The 18424-nt window shown below is 66.8% G+C and carries 15 protein-coding genes; 4 read left to right on the plus strand and 11 right to left on the minus strand.

The features are described 5' to 3' along the window. Nucleotides 1-1687: glycosyltransferase family 2 protein (locus ACN0T5_RS13835; RefSeq protein WP_417769188.1), on the minus strand; the 1687-nt coding region annotated here is incomplete at its 3' end. A 450-nt stretch (nt 1688-2137) separates the two neighbouring features. Here ACN0T5_RS13835 and ACN0T5_RS13840 point away from each other — a divergent pair. Beyond that, entirely contained in the window at nt 2138-2899 is a 762-nt protein-coding gene (locus ACN0T5_RS13840) for a transporter substrate-binding domain-containing protein (protein WP_417769189.1), read from the plus strand. Here ACN0T5_RS13840 and ACN0T5_RS13845 read toward each other — a convergent pair. Next, a complete protein-coding gene (locus ACN0T5_RS13845) occupies nt 2870-3742 on the minus strand; it encodes a sterol desaturase family protein (RefSeq protein ID WP_417769190.1) in 873 nt (290 codons plus the stop codon). The two genes, ACN0T5_RS13840 and ACN0T5_RS13845, sit on opposite strands and share 30 nt — an antisense overlap. A 185-nt stretch (nt 3743-3927) precedes the next feature. Continuing rightward, a complete protein-coding gene (locus tag ACN0T5_RS13850; protein ID WP_417769191.1) occupies nt 3928-4590 on the minus strand; it encodes a hypothetical protein in 663 nt (220 codons plus the stop codon). Between the two features lie 616 nt (nt 4591-5206). On the opposite strand from ACN0T5_RS13850, the gene ACN0T5_RS13855 reads away from it, so the two are divergent. Then, nucleotides 5207-5860 carry an alpha/beta family hydrolase gene (locus ACN0T5_RS13855; protein WP_417769192.1) on the plus strand — a complete coding sequence of 218 codons (654 nt, stop codon included), beginning with the start codon at nt 5207-5209 and terminating at the stop codon, nt 5858-5860. Nucleotides 5861-6200: 340 nt separating this feature from the next. Here ACN0T5_RS13855 and ACN0T5_RS13860 read toward each other — a convergent pair whose 3' ends face one another. Together ACN0T5_RS13860 and ACN0T5_RS13865 are read right to left on the minus strand one after the other, a co-directional pair. Further along, on the minus strand, nt 6201-9629 hold the full coding sequence (locus tag ACN0T5_RS13860; RefSeq protein WP_417769193.1) for an efflux RND transporter permease subunit: 3429 nt from the start codon (nt 9627-9629) through the stop codon (nt 6201-6203). 2 nt (nt 9630-9631) lie between these two features. Next, nucleotides 9632-11044 (minus strand): efflux RND transporter periplasmic adaptor subunit, encoded by a 1413-nt coding sequence (locus ACN0T5_RS13865; protein WP_417769194.1) that lies wholly within the window; start codon nt 11042-11044, stop codon nt 9632-9634. A gap of 355 nt (nt 11045-11399) precedes the next feature. Here ACN0T5_RS13865 and ACN0T5_RS13870 point away from each other — a divergent pair, with 355 nt between their 5' ends. After that, nucleotides 11400-11696, plus strand: a complete 297-nt coding sequence (locus tag ACN0T5_RS13870) for a hypothetical protein (protein WP_417769195.1) — start codon at nt 11400-11402, stop codon at nt 11694-11696. Between the two features lie 10 nt (nt 11697-11706). On the opposite strand, the gene ACN0T5_RS13875 is transcribed toward ACN0T5_RS13870, so the two are convergent. The 3 genes from ACN0T5_RS13875 to ACN0T5_RS13885 are packed head-to-tail and all read right to left on the minus strand — an operon-like array spanning nt 11707 to nt 14829. Further along, nucleotides 11707-12696 carry an Hsp33 family molecular chaperone gene (locus ACN0T5_RS13875; protein WP_417769196.1) on the minus strand — a complete coding sequence of 330 codons (990 nt, stop codon included), beginning with the start codon at nt 12694-12696 and terminating at the stop codon, nt 11707-11709. A gap of 1 nt (nt 12697) precedes the next feature. Then, nucleotides 12698-13630: an ornithine carbamoyltransferase gene (argF, locus tag ACN0T5_RS13880; protein WP_417769197.1), complete on the minus strand. Its 933-nt coding sequence runs from the start codon at nt 13628-13630 to the stop codon at nt 12698-12700. After that, nucleotides 13630-14829: an aspartate aminotransferase family protein gene (locus tag ACN0T5_RS13885; protein WP_417769198.1), complete on the minus strand. Its 1200-nt coding sequence runs from the start codon at nt 14827-14829 to the stop codon at nt 13630-13632. The genes argF and ACN0T5_RS13885 overlap by 1 nt, the downstream gene beginning before the upstream one ends. Before the next feature lie 480 nt (nt 14830-15309). Between ACN0T5_RS13885 and ACN0T5_RS13890 the strand changes: the two genes are divergently transcribed. Further along, nucleotides 15310-15846, plus strand: a complete 537-nt coding sequence (locus tag ACN0T5_RS13890; RefSeq protein WP_417769199.1) for a GcrA family cell cycle regulator — start codon at nt 15310-15312, stop codon at nt 15844-15846. A gap of 156 nt (nt 15847-16002) precedes the next feature. Here ACN0T5_RS13890 and phoB read toward each other — a convergent pair whose 3' ends face one another. The 3 genes from phoB to pstB form a co-directional block, all read right to left on the minus strand. Further along, entirely contained in the window at nt 16003-16701 is a 699-nt protein-coding gene (gene phoB, locus ACN0T5_RS13895) for a phosphate regulon transcriptional regulator PhoB (RefSeq protein WP_417769200.1), read from the minus strand. A 124-nt stretch (nt 16702-16825) separates the two neighbouring features. Beyond that, entirely contained in the window at nt 16826-17536 is a 711-nt protein-coding gene (gene phoU / locus ACN0T5_RS13900) for a phosphate signaling complex protein PhoU (protein WP_417769201.1), read from the minus strand. A gap of 93 nt (nt 17537-17629) precedes the next feature. Continuing rightward, entirely contained in the window at nt 17630-18391 is a 762-nt protein-coding gene (gene pstB / locus ACN0T5_RS13905) for a phosphate ABC transporter ATP-binding protein PstB (RefSeq protein ID WP_417769202.1), read from the minus strand. Between the last annotated feature and the right edge of the window lie 33 nt (nt 18392-18424).

The following is an 18424-nucleotide window of genomic DNA, read 5'->3' on the forward strand; positions in this document are numbered from 1 at the left end:
AGTAGACCGGAATGAGCAGAAGGTCATGCAGGGCCGGCAAGCGGTTGCGGGCCGCCGAGCCGCCGATGGCGAGCAGCGTCATGCTGGCATAGCACAGCACCACGCTGACACCGGCGAGCGTGAAGGTCACGCCGGTCAGCGCGTCGGCATAGAATTGCAAGTCGGCAAGGCCCGAGCCGTAAAGCAGCAGGATGACGACGAAAACCGGATGGGCGGCGAGCGTCACCACCATGCCGAGGAGATAGACCAAAAGCACGGCAAGACGGGTGCGGCGCATCTCGCCGGCAAGGGCGAGAGGATCGCGCAAGGTGACGAGAAGCGTCTGCAGCCAGCCCTTCAGCCAGCGGGTGCGCTGGCCGTGCCAGGCACGCCAGGTGAGCGGCGCCTCCTCGAACGTGGTGGAGGCAAGCATCTCGAGGCCATGGCCGGCGCGGCAGAGACGAATGGCAAGATCCGCGTCCTCCGTCACGTTGTAGGGGTCCCAGCCGCCGACCGCGACAAGCGCCGTGCGGCGAAAATGGTTGGACGTGCCGCCAAGCGGAAACGGCCAGCCACGCGCCGCCATCCAGGGCAGAAGGCAATCGAAAAGGCCGGAATATTCCAGCAGGAACTGGCGGGGAAAGAACCGCGCGCTGCGATGGTCGATGGCCAGATGCGCCTGCAATGCCGCGACGCAGCCGGGCAATTCGGCAAAGAGCGATGCGGCAAGACGGAGCTGGTCCGGCTCCGGCCTGTCCTCCCCGTCATAGACGGCGACAATCTCGCCGCGCGCCTGTTCGAGCCCGTGCGTCAGCGCGCGCGGCTTGGTGCGCGGTCCGGCCCCGCGAACGACGAGAATGCGCATATGGGAGGCAAGCTCGGGTTCCAGCGCGGCGGCCGTCTCCGCATCGTCCTCCTCGAGCAGAAACAGCACCTCCAGCCGGTCGCGCGGATAATCGAACGCCGCCAGATGGGCAACGAGGCTGGCCGCGACACGGGCCTCGCGGTAGAGCGGCACGAGCACGGTATAGGCAGGCAGTTCCCTGCCGGAAAGCAGACGGACAGGCGTGCGCGCACGGGGCCGCGACACGCCGGCAAGCGCGCGCACGGCGCCGGGCAGCATGCCGAGCACCGTGACCGCCACAGAAAGAGCGACCCCCATCATCTTCAACGACAGGAAGTGGCCGGCCGCAAGCGCGGCGAACAGCGCCGTACCGAGGGCGCATTGCTGCGGGGTCATCCGGTGGCGGGCGCTCAGACCGGGTGTCTCGACTGCAAGGCGCATGGCCGGATCAGCCATGCGGGCCGCCGTGGCAACCCCGGCGGGAGTGGCTATGCGAAGACGGCGCGCCAGGCCAGGTGCCCGCCGCAGCAGGGCGCGGATCGCCGGCACCGTCTCGGGAAGCGGGGCAAGCACCACGAGGCGCTCCCCAAGGGCGTTGCGGCCGCAAAAGACCGGCCCGGCAGCCCCTGGCGGCAACGGAAACCGGGCCGAGAAATCGGCGCGAAACGCGCCCTCGGGCAGGAATGGCAGGCCGAGGCTTTCGGCAAGCGCGCAATAATAGGCCTCGGGCGAAACCAGTCCCCGCTCGACGGCGAGCCGTGCAAGACGCGCCGGCGAGCCCCCGGCCCGCCCGGCCAGCGCGTTCAACAGGCTCACGGGAAAGCCGCGCCGGCCGAGCAGGGCGATTTCCGGAGGCAGTTCCACACGCTGCCGCACAGCCTGACCGACGGGCGGCCCGGACGTACCACGCCTCTCAGTGACGGTTCGGCTGGACGATCCCGTATGGGCATGTGATAGAATCGCCCCGATATCCGGCGCAGCGGCGGGTTCGGAACGCAGGGTCTCGACCATCAGCCGGGCTGCCGGACCCGATGCGGCGGACACCGCAGCCGGTGATGCGGCTGCAAGCAAGCAAGCACTGACAGGACCTGTGGTGACAAAGGATGCCCCGGAAGACCGGACAGCGAAACAACCGGCGCCAGCGCCCCCATGCAGCCTGCCCCCCGACAAACGGCCAAAATACTGATGCAATTTGATAGCAGAACCTTCGTATTTGCAACCCTTGCTTTCATTTCGGTTGCATTCGGTCCGCTTTCCCAGATCCGCCCGGCGAGCGCACAGGATCTCGGCCCGCTGAGCCAGGATGCCGGTGCAATGCCGGTGACGGTGCCCAACTTCTGGGACCCGCGCAGCATCGGCGACCGCCCGCTGATCGAACCGGAGACGATCCGCTTCCTGGCGAGCGACGACTTCCCCCCGTTCTCGTTTCGCGACGGCACCGGGCGGCTGACCGGGTTCAACATCGACCTGGCGCGGGCCATCTGCGAGGAAATGAACGCGGCCTGCTCGCTGCGCATCAAGTCCTTCGACGCGCTGGTGCCCGCGCTGGTGCGTGAGGAGGGCGATGCGATCATCGCCGGGCTTGCCCCGACCGAGGCCAACGTGAAGACGCTGCGCTTCTCCGACCGCTATCTCGGCCTGCCGGCGCGCTTCGCCGTTCTGAAGGGCAAGGAGATGGATCCGACACCGGAGGAGCTTGCCGGAAAGCCCATATCGGTGGTCGGGGGAACCGTCCACGAAGCTTTCCTGAAGGCGTATTTCGCCGATGCCGAAATTCTCGCCTACGACACGGCGACAGAGGCGCGCGCCGCACTCGGCACCGACGAGGTCGTCGCCCATTTCGGCGACGGACTGTCATTGTCGTTCTGGCTGAACGGCACGACCTCCGGCGATTGCTGCACGTTCGCCGGCGGCCCATGGATCGAGCCGGGCTATTTCGACCGGGGCATGGCCATTGCCTTCCGCGCCGAGGACAGCGTGCGCCAGGCAGCCGTCGACCACGCGCTCAACCGGCTGCAGATCAACGGCGTCTATTCCGAACTCTATCTACGCTACTTTCCCGTCGGTTTTTACTGAGGCCACGCGCGGCAGGGTCACGTCCGGCTCCGCCCCGGCAACAGCCGGTTCGGACCGGCGCACGGGACGAAAGGGCAGCGCCAGAGACCAGAGAATGCCGGTCGGCTTCTCGTCCTGGTATTCGGCAAGGCCGATCGTCATGCCCTCGTGCCCCTCGCGCGGCTGGTCGGTATAGGTGCCGAAAATCCGGTCCCAGAGCGCAAGGTTGAAGCCGTAATTGGAATCGGTCTCCGCCCGGATGACCGAATGGTGCACCCGGTGCATGTCCGGCGTGACGAGGACGAGCCGCAACCAGCGATCAAGGGCAAGCGGCAGGCGGACATTGGCGTGATTGAACATCGCCGCGCCGTTGAGCACCACCTCGAAGACCAGAACGGCGACCGGCGGAATGCCGAAGGCAAGCACGATCGCCGCCTTCCACAGCATCGAGATGACGATCTCCAGCGGATGGAAACGCAGGGCCGTGGTCAGGTCGATGTCGCGGTCGGCGTGGTGCATCTTGTGGATGCGCCAGAGGAGCGGGATCTTGTGGGAGGCCCAGTGCTCGGCCCAGACGGCGAAATCGAGCAGCACGAAGCCGAGCAGTCCGGCAAGCCACAGGGGCAGCCCGGCAAGCGCGAAGAGGCCGTAGCCGCCTGCTTCCGCCCACAGGGCAACGCCGACGGCGGCCATCGGGAAGACGATCCTGAGCACGGCCGTGTCGGCGGCGACGATGGCAAGGTTGGTGGTCCAGCGGCGGGCGCGCGAGAAGATCAGTTCGCGGCGCGGCAGGGCGAGCTCGAACAGCGCCATCGTCGCAAAGATGCCGAGAAACAGCAGCAGCCTGACCGTCGCTTCACTCATTCCTGGCTCCCGCCCCTGCCTGTCCGCCAAACGTGCCCGTACCGGACCTCGCCGGGCGGATTTCCGGCCCGCCGGCAAGAGCCGCGCTTGCACCTTACCTCACGCCGTGAGATAGGCGCCCACACGACATGTCAACAGATCGCGACCAAAGGCCACGAACGGGTTCGCCTGTGCATCGGGCAGCTCTATTGTTTTAGATCGCGAGACATTCGGCACAGGGCGCCGGCGACGCACTCGCCGGTCTCCTCGGAAAAGACGGGCGAGTGCGACGGATCGCCGGGAGGAATCGCCATTCCCTTGGAGAGGATCCACTTGACGCTGAAAGCCCCCGAAAGTCCCGCCGGAAACCGTGGGATCGGCTTGACGATCCTGTAGTAGCCGTCGCTGGTGACCTCCACCCTGCCTTCCCGCGTGAGCTGCAGAAGGCCGGCAAAGCTCGGCAGCACCTCGTATGCCGCGACCTCCACCGGCGAGACGACGGCCTTGGGGTCGATCTGGCGCACGCCACCGGGATAGAACCGCTTGAACTGTGTTTCGGTGAGATTGCCAGACGGACTACCTGCATGAGCGCGCCGCCCCGCTTCGTGACGCCCGGAAGGCACGTGGACGGTTACCAGTTGCCGGACACCGATGAATATCGGCATCTGCCCCTTGAAGCGGGTCGAGAAGGCCTCCTGAAACGGCCCCCTCAATGTGTTCTCGGGAAGCCAGTGGTCGCCAGAGAGATCTGGGCAATTCCGCCAGGACACCTTGTCTGCGGGCAAGCCGGTAAGTCCTGCGTGCCCATCAGGGGCGATGCCGACAAAACGGCTGATGCGCCCGACACTGCCCTCGATGGTCCAGATCATCCCGGCCGCCGAAGCAGCAACCACATAGAGCGGCGCCGCTCCATCCTCGACAATGAGGCGCCCTGCCCCCGTAATCCGATCCTGTCCGACAACTGTGACAGTTGACAGGGCTTCGGCATAGCGCGTTCCAACGAAGACGACCTGCGCTCCTTCGGGAACCTCCGGAAGGCTACAGGAATGGAAGGGGTTGTAAGTTCCTATGCGCCGGGAACCGCCGACTTCAGACGACTCCGACGTGACGCTGCGCCGCGGGCCCACCTGCTCTCCCGTTGCCTCACCCGGCGCAGAGCGAACCGGAACGGGGAGGAGCGCTGCAAACAGCAATGCAAGAAGAAGCTCTCTCACAATCGCTCCATTCAACGGTGAACCCGACGCCCGAACAAACGGGCGAAATACGGCGTCGGAAGGGCCGCGTGTGTCGTCTGGGGAGACATTGCAACCTGATACCGCTCCGGTCGCGATTGTCCTGGATCCAGCCTGCACATCGTGGGGCACTGAAGTCCGATACGGTCGAGGAACCGGGCGCGCAGTCCATGCATGCGTGCTTGCACCTTACCTCACGCCGTGAGATAGGCGCCCACACGACATGTCAACAGATCGCGACCAAAGGCCACGCATGACCGAGTTTCTCTGGACCCGCCCCGAGGGCGACACGCCGGCCGTGGCGACGCTGCTTCTTGCCCACGGCGCCGGCGGAACGATGGATTCCGGCTTCATGAACCGTTTCGCCGGCCACGCGGCGGCGGCGGGGCTGGCGGTCGCCCGGTTCGAGTTCGCCTATATGGCAGCGCGGCGCAATGGCGGGCCGAAAAAGCCGCCGCCCAAGGCGGAGCTGCTGGTCAGCGAATACCAGGCGGCGCTGCAGGCGGTGCTGGCGCAGACGGACGGGCCGGTGCTGATCGGCGGCAAGTCGATGGGCGGGCGCGTCGCCGCAATCCTGACGGCCGGCGGATCGCTGCCCAAGCGGGTCGCGGGCGTCGTCTGCCTTGGCTACCCGTTCCATCCGCAGGGCAAGCCCGACGACTGGCGCATGGCGCCGCTGGAGGGCGCCCGGCGACCCGTGCTGATCGCGCAGGGCGACCGCGACGGTTTCGGCAGCGCGGCGGAGCTTGCAGACAAGGCGCTGCCGGAGCACGTGCGGATCGACTGGCTGGAGGACGGCAACCACGACCTTGCCCCGCGCGGGGCGTCACCGGCGACCTGGGACGGGAACCTCGCCAGGGCGGCGTCCATGGCGGCGGAGTTCGCACGGCAGCTGTCGGCCGCGTAATCGCCGGCAACGCAAGGATTTCCTCCGCATTTTCACGACGCGCGACGCTGCGCGTCCGCTGGAAAATGCGGGCCGGCGACCCGGGACGGGAACCTCGCCAGGGCGGCGCCCATGGCGGCGGAGTTCGCACGGCAGCTGTCAGCCGCGTAATCGCCGGCAACGCAAGGATTTCCGCCGCATTTTCACGACGCGTGACGCTGCGCGTCCGCTGGAAAATGCGGGCCGGCCACCCGGGACGGGAACCTCGCCAGGGCGGCGTCCATGGCGGCGGAGTTCGCACGGCAGCTGTCGGCCGCGTAAGGGCGGCGGGCGGGTTCGTCAGGGCCCGGCGCCGGAGACCCTATTCCGCCGGAACGCCGCCACTGCCGGACATGCGGGCGGGCGGGCCGGAGACATCGTCGCCCGGGCCCGAGCGCGGCTCGCGCGAGGTCGACACGAGCCGGGCGATATCGTCGCCGATGCCCATCAGGGCCGGCACCAGCACCAGCACCAGCACCGTTGCCGTCGACAGGCCGAAGACGATGGTGATCGTCATCGGCATCAGGAACTCGGCCTGCAGGCTCGTTTCGAAGAGCAGCGGCGCGAGGCCGCCGATCGTCGTCAGCGAGGTGAGCAGCACCGCCCGCAGGCGGTCCTGCGCCGAGGACACCGCCGCATCGGCGACCGACTGGCCTTCCTTGACGCGGTCCTCGAACCGGTCGACCAGGATGATCGAGTTGTTGACCAGGATGCCTGAGAGGCCGAGCAGGCCGATGAAGCTCAGGATGGTCAGGTCGTAGCCCATCGTGTAGTGGCCGAAGACCGCACCGACGGCCCCGAACGGAATGATCGACATCACCGCCAGCGGCTTGAAATAGCTGGCGAAGATCGCCGCGAGGATGATGTAGATCATCGCCATCGCCGCGACCGTGCCGAGCTGCAGGTCGGAGAAGGCGGCACGCCGTTCCTCCTCGCGTCCCGAATAGCGGTAGTCGGCGCCGTATTTCCCGGCGATCTCCTGCATCTTGCCGGTCTCCAGGTCCTCGACGATCTGGATGTTGGAGGTGACGTCGGCATCGACATCGGCCGAAACGGAGATGGTGATGCGACCGTCGCGGCGCTGGATCACCGAGAAGCCCTGCCGGTCGGAGAGGGTGATCACCTCGGTCAGGGGCACGAAGGTGCCGCCGGGAGCCTTCAGCGCAAGGTCGCGCAGCGCGCCGCCGCCGCCAAGCTCAAGCTCCTGCTGGACACGGATGGTGATCTCCTCCTCGCCGCGGGCGAAGCGGCGCGGAATGGTGCCTTCCAGCGCGGCACGGATCTGGCGGGCGGCGCTCTCGACCGTGAAGCCGAGTGCCCGGCCGCGCGGGCTGAGCTCGATCACCAGTTCCGGCTTGCCATAGGGCAGGTCGTCGGCGACGCCGTCGACACCGGGATAGGCGGTCAGCAGCTCCTGCAGCTCGAGCGAGGCCTGTTTCAGCGCGGTGATGTCCTCGCCGATCAGACGGATGTCGAGATCGCGCCCCGGAGGACCGCCGCGCCGCTCGAAGACGGCGACGCGCTTGGTGCCGGGAATGTCCGGCAAGGCCCGGCGCCAGGCCTGGATGATCTCCGGAGTGCGGATGGTGCGCGCCTCGGAAGCGGTGAGCTGCACGTCGATGCTGGCGACGTTGTTGCCGCGATTGTAGCCGGACTGGCCGAGCGTCGCGTAGGAGGCGACAACCAGCTTCTCGCCATTGTCCGCCGTCAGACGCTCCTCCGCCTGGCGCAGCGCCGCATCGACGCGAAGCAGGGCGGCCTCGGCGTCCTCTATGGAAATGCCGGCGACGAAATCGACGGAAGCGCGGATGTTCTCGGACTCCGGCGAGGGGAAGAAGCGGAAGCCCACATGGTTGCCGCGTATCAGCCCGGCGGTCAGCAACAAGGTGGCGACCGCGACGGCGACCGTGACATAGCGCCAGTCGTAGGCGATGCGCACAAGGCCGCGGAAGGGCACGTCGCGGGTCCAGCCGAAGCCGGCGTCGAAGCCGCGCCGGAACCAGCCCGGCCGCTCGTCATAGGGGCTGCGGGCGCGCACGCGGCGCAGGACGAGGAACAGGAACTCCAGCGCGGCGGCGAGGACGAAGAAGACCCCGAGCACGACAACGTCGAAGCCGATCTCGCCAAGCGCCGCACGCCCGTCGCGGGCCGGCACGGCCAGCCAGTCGAGCCAGGGCGGCACGGCAATGTCCGGACGGCCGGCAAGACCGATGACGAACAGCGCCGGCGCGCCGGCCAGCAGCACCACCCGCCACCAGCTCCACGACGGCACCCGCGACAGCGAGTGGGCGAGATGGCCCGGCAGCACGAAGAAGCACTCGACAATGCTGGCGATGACGACGGCGATGACGACGAGCGGCAGCGCGCCCATGATCTGGCCGATCGTGTCGCCCATCAGCATGATCGGCAGGAAGGCCGCGACGGTCGTGGTCGAGGCGGCGACGATCGGCCAGAGCATGCGCCCCGCCCCCTCCTCCGCCGCGGCGTAGGGACTGTCGCCCATGGCGACGCGCGTCGCGGTGTGCTCGCCGACGACGATGGCGTCATCGACAATGATGCCGAGCGTCATGATCAGTGCGAAAAGCGAGATCATGTTGATGGTCTGGCCCGAGACCCACATGATGCCGACGGTCGCCAGGATGGCGACGGGTATGCCGGCCGCCACCCACAGCGCGATGCGCGCGTTGAGGAAGGCGAAGAGCACGATGACGACGAGGAAGAGGCCGGAAATGCCGTTCTCGACGAGGATCATGATGCGCTGGCTGAGGCCCTCGGCGCGGACCTCGTACTTGACCAGCTCCAGCGACTGCGGCAGGCGCGGGCCGATCTCGGCGAGGTAGCGGTCGAGAATGGCGTTGACCTTGAGCTGGTCGGCCTGGGCGGAGCGCTCGACCGTCAGCTCGACGGCGCGCAGACCGTCGGAATAGCCGATCACCTGGTCCTTGTCATAGGAACGCGAGACCTCGGCGACATCGCGCAGCTCGACCTTCTCGCCGCTGGGGAAGGACTTGACGACGATGCGGCTGATCGCCTCCGGCGAGGTGGTGTCGGCAACCGCCCTCACCTGCCGCTCGACGCCGCCCTGGAGATTGCCGGACGGCAGGTCGCGGGTGTTGGCCGCGACACGTTCGGAAATGTCGGAGAGGGTCATGTCGAGGCGGCGCAGCTCGCGCTCGGGAACCTTGACCACGAACTCGGTGTCGCGGAAGCCGGTGAAGGTGACCTTGTCGATGCCGCGCGCGATCAGGTCGTCACGGATCTGGCGGGCGTAGCTCTTCAGCGCGTCCTCGCTGAAGGGCCCGCGAAGGGCGACACGCGCCACACGGTCGAACCAGTTGGCGAGCGAAATGTTCGGGGTCTCGGAATCCTCCGGCAGCGTCGTCACGCCGGCGATCGCCTGCTCCACATCCGACAGCGCCTTCTGCATGTCGGCGCCCTCGAGGAATTCCAGTCGCACGGAGGCCGATCCCTCGCGGGCGTAGGAGACCATCTCGTCGACATTGTCGATGAAGCGCAGCTCTGGCTCGATCGCCTGCAGGATGTTCTTTTCCACGTCCTCCGCGCTGGCGCCGGGCCAGGAGATGGACACCGAGATGCGGTCGATGACGATCTGCGGGAAGAACTCGGCATTGAGCCGGGCGAGGCCAAAGGCGCCGAACAGGATCATCAGCACCATGACCAGGTTGGCCGCGTTGTGATGCCGCAGGAAATGGCCGATGACACTCTTGGGAACGTAGCCGGTGTCGCGCATGGTCACTGGTTCCCGCCGGGCCGGGTTTCGCCGGCCGGGGCCGGGCCGCCGCCGGCCGGGGCGCGGTTCGAGGGCTCGGCGACGAGGATGCCCTCGCCGGCCTGGTCAAGCCGGGTGGCGACAAGCCGGTCGCCGTCCTGCAGATCGCCGCGCACGATCAGGTCGGTCCCGTCGAAGGCGACGACCTCGACGTCGCGCCGCACGGTGCGACCGTCAACGGCGACGAAAACATGATCCGTGCCATAGAGCGCGCCTTCGGGAATGCGCGCGGTGCCGGGATAGGTCCGGTCATCAAGGCGAACCTCGACGAAGGCGCCGGGCCGCAGCACGGTCTGGCCCTCGGCCACGGTAACATGGGCGTAGACATCGATACCGCCGCGCTGCAGCGCGACATCGGCGCCGATGCGCCGGATCTCGCCGGAATAGGTGACGGGCGTGCCGCCGATATACCAAAGCACCTCGACCGGCCGTCCGACCACGGTGCCACTGTCGGCAAGGATGCGGCCGTACTGATTGTCGGACAGGGTGAGGCGAACCTCCAGCGCATCGCGGTCATAGAGCGTCGCCACCACGTCGTTGACGCCGACGATCCGGCCGATGGCGGCGTTCTCGGAACGCACAACGGCGGAAAACGGCGCTTTCAGCACTGTGTCGTCGAGGTTTTTCCGTGCCTGTTCGAGACGCCACTCGAGCCGCTCGATCGCCGCTTCCTGCTGGGTGACCCGGGCTGTCTCGACGGTCAACGCGTTGCGCCGCTGCTCCAGCGCCTGGGCTCGCTGGGAGACGAGCAACCGGCGCTCGTCGAGGGTCCGCTCGGTGACCGCGCCGCTGTCGCGAAGCTGGGACGCCCGTTCCAGGTCGCGCTCGGCGAAAGCAAGCTGCTCGCGGACCCGCTCGACATTGCCCACCTCCGTGGCGACGCGGCCACGCGCCTCGGCCAGAACGGCGCGGGCCTCGGCCAGATTGGCGCGCGCCTCGGTGACCGCTCCCTCATACTGGAAGCGGTCGATGGCAACGAGTTCCTCACCGGCCGCAATCACCGAGCCGGTCTCGAGCAGCGGATTGACGCGGACGATCTCGCCGGCAACGAGGGTGCGCAACTCCGCGGTGCGGGCCGCAAGAACCTCGCCGTAAAGAGACAGCAGCGGCGTGTGATCGCGGATCTCGACCTGCTGGAATTCGACGATATAGGTGGTCTCGCGCGCCTGACGGACCGGGACCGGATCCTTGGCGAGGATCAGCCGCGACATGCCCTGATAGGCCAGGCCAAGGACGGCAAGCGCGATCAGCGCCTGAAGCAGGGCCTTCAGCGCCAGGACGCCGATGCGTCGGCGGGAGCGCGCGCGGGGCTGCGGCCGTTCGAAGGCAACATCGCCCTTTGACGATTGCGAGACATCCTCGACGGATTTCAGCATGACACTCTTTTCCACTCGCCCTTCGTCCACTCGCCCTTTGTCCACTCGCCCGTGTCCACTCGCCGGCTTTCTGGCGCGCCTCGCATCCTTATAGGGACACGGGCACGGTCTGGATTGCTTCGCGCATGCATGCGGCGGGGCCGCACGCACAAGGCACCGTCCGAGACTATTGAAGCGGCAAGGATGCCTTGCAAGGTGAAGAGTGTATCAAAATGTGGCCGCAGCGCGGTCTGCGACCTTCCGCGACCGACTGCAGGCCCTCCGCGCTCTTTGCAGCGGTTTGATCCAGCGCATTTCACCATGGCGCGAATGCAACCAGAATGGGGTCAGCCGTCGACCAAGGGAGGATACGCGCATGGCGAAGAACCATACGACACCGGGCCCTGCCGGAAGAACCAAAGGCAAGGACAAGTCAGGCCCGTCCGCCGAACAGACAAGCCGTGGCTGGATGAACCCGGTCGGTCCCGACCCGGTCCTCTACCCGGATCCGCCCCCCGCAACCGCTCCCGCGCCTCTGCCGCCGAGCCCGCCGGCAAGCGGCACCGTGCCGATCGCGTCCGGACCGGCGGAAATCGGATCAGGAACCGTCGAGGTTGGATCAGGTACGGTCGATGTCGGCTCCGGCACACCGACGCTGCCGAAGGCAGAGTAAGGCGGAGGCGTCAGAACTCGCCGGCCTCGTAGTCGTAGCGGGTGTTGCAGAAGCGGCATGTCACCTCGATACGGCCATCGACGGTCATGTCGGTGCGCTCCTCCTCGGTGAAGCCCTTCAGCATGGAGCGGATGCGGGCGTCGGAACAGCGACAGCGGTCGGCAAGCGGCTGCGGCGCGAAGACGCGAACGCCGCGCTCGTGGAAAAGCCGGAAAAGCAGACGCTCGGCGCTCATCTCCGGATCGCCGAGTTCGGAATCCCGCAGCGTCTCGACCAAAGCGCGGGCCTCGCGCCAGGCGTCATCCTCCTCGACGAAATGCTCCCCGACACCTTCCGGCGCATCGCCCGGCGGCAGGTCGGCCTGACGCATGCGCTCCGGTGCGTCGGGCAGGAACTGGGCGAGCACACCGCCAGCCAGCCAAGAGTGGCGCGGCGCGGCGCCCGGCTGCCGGTCGAGCATCTCGCCGACGGCAATGCGCACCACGGTGGGGATCTGCTCCGACTGGGCGAAATACTGGTGCGCCACCTCTTCCATGGTGGTGCCGTCCAGGGCGACGATACCCTGATAGCGGTTCATCGCCGCGCCCTGGTCGACCGTCATCGCGAGATGGCCGCGACCGAGCATCGACGGCGTATCGGTGGCGCCGCGCGCTTCCGCCTCGGCGACGGCCTCCGCGTCGAACTGGGCGCAGGCGCGCAGCCCGTCCGGCGTCTGGAAGTCGACCACCAGCATGGAAACCGGGCCGTCCGTCGTCGTCTGCAGGGTGAAGCGTCCGTCGAACTTGAGCGAGGTGCCAAGCAGGGCGACCAGCGTCGTCGCCTCGGCCAGGAGCCGGGAGACAGGCGCCGGATAGTCGTGCCGGTCGAGAATGCGATCGAGGATCGGGCCGAGCATCACGGCACGGCCGCGCACGTCGAGCGGCTCGACGGCGAAAGGCAGCACGGCATCGCGCCCGGCCGGGGCGACGCCAAGCCGTTCAAGTTCGTCCTGCACGCTCATGTCATGCGCCCTGCAATGCTCCGAAGCACCAGGCAAGAATGCCCTTTTGCGCGTGCATCCGGTTCTCCGCCTCGTCGAAGACGACCGACTGCGGTCCGTCCATGACCTCCGACGTGACCTCCTCGCCGCGATGCGCGGGCAGGCAATGCATGAAGATCGCGTCGCGGTCGGCCTCGCCCATCAGGCGCGAATTGACCTGATAGGGCTTCAAGAGGTTGTGACGGTCGCCGTCATCATCGCCCATCGACACCCAACAATCGGTGACGACGCAGTCGACGCCCTTCACCGCCTCGAACGGATCGTCGGTGACGCGGATCTCCGCGCCCGCACGGCGCGCGGAGGCGATCAGCTCTTCCGGGGGTGCCAGTTGGCCGGGCGTGGCGATGCGCAGCTCGAAATCGAACTTGGCCGCCGCATGGACCCAGGAGGCGAGCACATTGTTGCTGTCGCCGGTCCAGGCAACCGAGCGGCCGGAGATCTTGCCCTTCTTCTCCTCGAAGGTGAGCACATCGGCCATGATCTGGCACGGGTGCGTGCGCTTCGTCAGGCCATTGATCACCGGCACGGTGGCGTGCTCCGCCAGTTCGTGCAGCGCGTCATGATCGAGGATACGGATCATGATGGCATCGACGTAACGCGACAGCACACGCGCCGTGTCGGCGATGGTCTCGCCGCGGCCGAGCTGCATTTCCGCGCCGGTCAGCATCAGGGTCTCGCCGCCGAGCTCGCGCATGCCGACATCGAAGGAGATGCGGGTTCGCGTCGAGGGTTGCTCGAAAACCATCGCGAGGACGCGGCCCGCAAGCGGGCCGTCCCCGGAGACGCGCACGGGGCCGCGCGCCTGCTTGATGCGACGACTGCCGTCGAGAATGAAACGAAGATCCTCCTCCCCGACATCCGTGAGGTCGAGGAAATGACGTGGCTGAATGGTCATTATTCGGCGGCTCCCCGCTCAAGTCCGCTTTCCATGGCGGTGGCCGCCTGTTCGATCCGCGACACCGCTTCCCCGATCTCCGCCTCGGTGATGGTCAGCGGAGGCAGGATGCGCAGCACGTTGTCCCCGGCCCCGACCGCCAGCAACCCGGCCTCGCGGAAGCGGGCGAGAAGATCGGTGTTGGTGACCCGGCATTTCAGGCCAAGCATCAGGCCCTTGCCGCGAATGTCCTCGAAAACGGCCGGATGTCCGTCGACAACGCCGGCAAGCTTCTGCTTGAGCATCAGCGCCTTCTTCTGGACCTCCTCGAGAAAACCCTCAGTGAGAACCACGTCGAGCACGGCGTTGCCGACCGCCATGGCCAGCGGATTGCCGCCATAGGTGGTGCCGTGGGTGCCGGGCTTCATGCCGGATGCAGCTTCCTCGGTCGCAAGACAGGCACCGAGCGGAAAGCCGCCGCCAATGCCCTTGGCGATTGCCATGATGTCCGGCGTGATGCCGGCCCATTCATGGGCGAAGAGCTTGCCGGTACGCCCGACGCCGGTCTGCACCTCGTCGAGGATGAGCAGGATGCCGTTGTCGTCACACAGCTTGCGCAGCTCGCGCAGATATTCCGTCGGCACCGGACGGACGCCGCCCTCGCCCTGGATCGGCTCGATCAGGATGCCGGCCGTGGTCTCGCCGATGGCGTCCAGCAGCGCCTCGTGATCGCCGAAAGGAACCTGGACGAAGCCCGGCGCCTTGGGTCCGAAGCCCTCGAGATACTTCTCCTGCCCGCCGGCGGCGATGGTCGCCAGCGTACGGCCGTGGAAAGCCCCTTCGAAGGTGATGATGTCGACCCGGTCCGGCTCGCCCTTGGCATAGAAATAGCGCCGCGCCGTCTTGATCGCGCATTCCAGCGCCTCCGCGCCCGAATTGGTGCAGAAGACGCGGTCGGCGAAGGTTGCCTGGGTCAGCTTGCGGGCGAATTCTTCCTGGCCGTCAATGGCGTAGACATTGGAGACATGCCAGAGCTTGCCGGCCTGCGCCTCGAGCGCGGCGACCAGCGCGGGATGGCAATGGCCGAGGGAGTTCACCGCGATGCCGGCTGCGCAATCGAGAAAGCGTCGGCCATCAGCGGTCTCCAGCCACACACCCTCGCCACGCGCGAACGACAGGTTCGCACGGCTGTAGGTCTGATAGAGAGATGACGCTTCCATGTCCGTCCAGCTCCTCGTTGCGGGCCTTTCGCCCGGATCCGCGCCCGGATCACCCGGCCCGCGGTCGACAGGTACCGGCAATGCCCGTGCGGGCACGCCTCCCGGCCTCTGTGGCCAGCCTTGAAAAGGGCGGGCCGCAAAGCAATATGCCGCCCACGAGAGGCGGCACGACCAGGAAGCCCCGTTATACACCTCGCAGATGCGGGAAAGTCAATGGAATTGGCGCGACGCGCAGCCGGCCGGCCGGCTCGGGTCCGGCTGCTTTCCTGGGGAAAACCAGATCAATCCCCAGGTGAATCGGACCTGCATCTTGCACTCAAAACGCGGCATATTGTAGTTTTGGTATCAAGAAATACGACATCTCGTGTAGACGACTCACAAAAGCCTCAAAATCCGGCAATGAGCGGGGCGCCCTCAAGGTGTGCCGATAACCGTTTATTAACCAGATGTCGGAGCCCGATCCAACACGGAGTCATGCGCATGTCCTGGACAAGCGAACGCGTCGATCTTCTCGCCAAGCTCTGGAGCGATGGCCTGAGCGCCAGCCAGATCGCAGCCGAGCTCGGCGGCGTGACCCGCAATGCGGTGATCGGCAAGGTGCACCGGCTGGGGCTTTCGGGCCGCGCCAAGGCGCCCTCCAACAGCCAGAAGGCCCGCAGCAAGCCGGTGAAGACCGCCGGCAGCCAGGCCGAGACGCCGCAGGGCACCGAGACCCGGCCGCAGGCCGGTCCGCAGACCATCGGCGCGACGGCACTGAAGATGGAGACGGCTCCGCAGGCCGCTCCCGCGCCGCAGGCAAAGCCGGTCGCCGAACTGGTTCCGATCGCCAAGCGGGCGACGATCCTGACCCTGACCGAGCGCACCTGCAAATGGCCGATCGGCGATCCGTCTAAGGACGACTTCTACTTCTGCGGCCACCAGTCGACCGCCGGAGCGCCCTATTGCGCCTATCACTGCCGCATCGCCTATCAGCCGGCGAGCGACCGCCGCCGCGACCGCAGCGCCGCGACCGGCTGACGCTTCAAACGAAACCAGGCCCGGTCCGGTCCGGTCCGACCTGAACGAAAAAAAGCCCGCCAGCGTTCATCGCGGCGGGCTTTTTCGTGTGCGGCAAATGGGCGGCATCATGCGGCAGAGGCCGAACGGCGGACCTCACCGGGCGCGGCGACCGCCTTACGAGGCGGCGGCGAACTGGTCGTTGAAAGCGTAGCCGGCGCCGCGCACGGTGCGGATCGGGTCCGGCGACTTGCCCCGGTTGATCGCCTTGCGCAACCGTCCGACATGGACGTCGACGGTGCGCTCGTCGACATAGACGTCATGTCCCCAGACGCCATCGAGAAGCTGTTCGCGCGAAAAGACGCGCCCGGGAGAGGTCATCAGGAATTCCAGCAGGCGGAACTCGGTCGGACCGAGATGGATCTCGCGACCCGACCGGCGAACGCGATGCGTCTCGCGGTCAAGCTCGAGATCGCCCGCGCGAAGCTGCGAGGAAACGACCTCCGGCTTGGCCCGGCGCAGCATGGCCCGCACCCGGGCCATCAGCTCGGGGATGGAGAACGGTTTGACCACATAGTCGTCGGCACCGGTGGCAAGCCCCCGGATGCGCTCGGACTCCTCGCCCCGCGCGGTCAGCATGATGACCGGCAGGCGCTCGGTCTCGGCCCGCGAGCGCAGCCGGCGGCAGAGCTCGATGCCGGACAGGCCCGGCAGCATCCAGTCGAGAAGCAGGAGATCCGGCTGGCTTTCGCGCAGGCGGATGTCGGCCTCGTCACCGCGCATGCAGGTCTCGACCGTGTATCCCTCGGCTTCGAGATTGTAACGCAGCATCATGATAAGAGGTTCTTCGTCCTCGACAATCAGAACCTTCGGCATTCCCGCTAACCTCGTACACTCGACCCGCCCGGTTGGCCAACGGCACGCGCCGCGGCCTCCGGACATTCTTGTCATGCCATATGCCGGCGCCGGAAGAATCGTCCACCGGCACCGCCTGTCTGCATCAGGAGGCCGCGCCTGCCTCGACGCCGGTCTCGTCGACCTTCTGGCGCTCGTCGGTCGGCAGGACGCCGGTCGACATGTAGATGACGTTCTCCGCGATGTTGGTCGCGTGATCGCCGATGCGCTCGATGTTCTTGGCGCAGAACAGGAGGTGGGCGCAGATCGAGATCTGGCGCGGATCCTCCATCATGTAGGTAAGCAACTCGCGGAAGATCGAGGTGTAGAGCGCGTCGACCTCGTCGTCGCGGTCGCGCACCGAGGCGGCGGCGGTCGCGTCGCGGCTGCCATAGGCATCCAGCACGTCCTTGAGCTGGACCTGGGTCAGTTCGACCATGTGCTCGACGCCGAGCGCGAACTTCTTGGAATCGAAGCTGCCCTCGATGGCGATGACGCGCTTGGCGATGTTCTTGGCCAGATCGCCGACGCGCTCCAGGTCATTGGAGATGCGCATGGCGGAAATCACGTCGCGCAGGTCGCTGGCGACCGGCTGGCGGCGGGCGATGATCAGGATCGCCTGCTCCTCGACCTCGAACTGGAGCGCATCGACGCGCTTGTCCTGGGCGATGACGCGGCGCGCCTGCTCCTTGTCCATGCGCACCAGCGCGGAAATGGCATCGTTCAGCATCACCTCGGCAAGACCGCCCATTTCCGACACGCGGCCGGCAATCTCCTTCAGTTCCTCGTCAAAGGAGGACACGGTATGTTCGCTCATGTCTCTTCTCCATCGGGCGTTCCCGCCCTGTCTGCGCCGGGGGGCGCATCACCTGCGCCACACCCCGCCTGGAAAACCGCGACCTGACGGAAATTATCCGAAGCGGCCGGTGATGTAGTCCTGGGTGCGCTTGTCCCGGGGATTGGTGAAGATCTCCTTGGTCTCTCCCTCCTCGACAAGGTTGCCGAGATGGAAGAAGGCGGTGCGCTGCGACACGCGGGCAGCCTGCTGCATCGAGTGGGTGACGATGACGATGGTGAAGTTCTCACGCAGTTCGTCGATCAGTTCCTCCACCTTTGCGGTGGCGATGGGGTCGAGTGCCGAGCAGGGCTCGTCCATCAGGATCACTTCCGGATTGACCGCAATGGCGCGGGCGATGCAGAGGCGCTGCTGCTGGCCGCCCGAAAGCCCGGTGCCGGACTCGTCGAGCCGGTCCTTGACCTCGTTCCACAGGCCCGCCTTCTGCAGGCTCGAGGCAACGATCTCGTCCAGCGCCGACTTGCTGCGGGCAAGACCGTGGATGCGCGGCCCGTAGGAGACGTTGTCGAAGATCGACTTGGGGAAAGGGTTCGGCTTCTGGAACACCATGCCGACCTTGGCGCGCAACTGCACCGGGTCGACCTTGGGATCGTAGATGTCCTCGCCGTCGATCAGGATGTCACCCTTCACCCGGCACACGTCGATCGTGTCGTTCATGCGATTGAGGCAGCGCAGAAAGGTCGACTTGCCGCAGCCGGACGGGCCGATGAAGGCGGTCACCGTCTTTTCTGCAATCTCAAGGTCGACATCCTTGATGGCATGGGTTTCGCCGTAGAAGACCTGGACCTTCTTGGCGGAAATCTTGGAGTCAGGCATGGCGACAACCTTATCGGCGTTGAGCAATTGGTT

The sequence above is a fragment of the Stappia sp. genome (genome assembly GCF_048261845.1).
Classification (GTDB): Bacteria; Pseudomonadota; Alphaproteobacteria; order Rhizobiales; family Stappiaceae; genus Stappia.

Coding starts and splice junctions, on each gene's coding strand:
- ACN0T5_RS13860 (WP_417769193.1), bottom strand. CDS start 9,629: ATGCGCGACACCGGCTACGTTCCCAAGAGTGTCATCGGCCATTTCCTG.
- ACN0T5_RS13870 (WP_417769195.1), top strand. CDS start 11,400: ATGGCGAAGAACCATACGACACCGGGCCCTGCCGGAAGAACCAAAGGC.
- ACN0T5_RS13840 (WP_417769189.1), top strand. CDS start 2,138: ATGCCGGTGACGGTGCCCAACTTCTGGGACCCGCGCAGCATCGGCGAC.
- ACN0T5_RS13845 (WP_417769190.1), bottom strand. CDS start 3,742: ATGAGTGAAGCGACGGTCAGGCTGCTGCTGTTTCTCGGCATCTTTGCG.
- phoB (WP_417769200.1), bottom strand. CDS start 16,701: ATGCCGAAGGTTCTGATTGTCGAGGACGAAGAACCTCTTATCATGATG.
- ACN0T5_RS13875 (WP_417769196.1), bottom strand. CDS start 12,696: ATGAGCGTGCAGGACGAACTTGAACGGCTTGGCGTCGCCCCGGCCGGG.
- ACN0T5_RS13890 (WP_417769199.1), top strand. CDS start 15,310: ATGTCCTGGACAAGCGAACGCGTCGATCTTCTCGCCAAGCTCTGGAGC.
- ACN0T5_RS13885 (WP_417769198.1), bottom strand. CDS start 14,829: ATGGAAGCGTCATCTCTCTATCAGACCTACAGCCGTGCGAACCTGTCG.
- ACN0T5_RS13855 (WP_417769192.1), top strand. CDS start 5,207: ATGACCGAGTTTCTCTGGACCCGCCCCGAGGGCGACACGCCGGCCGTG.
- pstB (WP_417769202.1), bottom strand. CDS start 18,391: ATGCCTGACTCCAAGATTTCCGCCAAGAAGGTCCAGGTCTTCTACGGC.
- ACN0T5_RS13865 (WP_417769194.1), bottom strand. CDS start 11,044: ATGCTGAAATCCGTCGAGGATGTCTCGCAATCGTCAAAGGGCGATGTT.
- argF (WP_417769197.1), bottom strand. CDS start 13,630: ATGACCATTCAGCCACGTCATTTCCTCGACCTCACGGATGTCGGGGAG.
- ACN0T5_RS13850 (WP_417769191.1), bottom strand. CDS start 4,590: ATGATCTGGACCATCGAGGGCAGTGTCGGGCGCATCAGCCGTTTTGTC.
- phoU (WP_417769201.1), bottom strand. CDS start 17,536: ATGAGCGAACATACCGTGTCCTCCTTTGACGAGGAACTGAAGGAGATT.